We start from the raw sequence: 307 nt of genomic DNA, 5'->3' as shown, positions 1-307 counted from the left end.
GCTCTGGGTAATGGTTTCACCTGCATATGCACATCCACTTCCTCCAGCAGTGTATGGCAGACTGTAAGTACCGGAATATGCCGTTCCATTTATTAGTCCATTGAGTCTGTATTCCGGCAATACACTTACCCAGGATCCTGCGCTACAATTGAAGTTAGGGATCACCGTTGATGTTTTGGTAGAGTTCAATGTAAGCTTGCTCCAAGCTGCAGACAGTGTTCCGCAGGCAGTCGGTGTTCCGGACAAAGTATAAGTTACCGTCACACTCGCTCCTGCGACCATGTTAGTGACATTAGCTGGACTCACC

Annotated in this window: 1 protein-coding gene; it reads right to left on the bottom strand. The window is 48.2% G+C overall.

Translation table 11 applies throughout. The features are described from left to right. On the bottom strand, positions 1 to 264 hold a 264-nt coding region (locus tag ACPYOM_RS22235), incomplete at its 3' end, for a hypothetical protein (RefSeq protein ID WP_481347625.1). Positions 265 to 307 lie beyond the last annotated feature (43 nt).

Source organism: Monashia sp. HAY1-2A, assembly GCF_056755315.1.
This window is presented reverse-complemented; position numbering and strand designations above follow the sequence as displayed.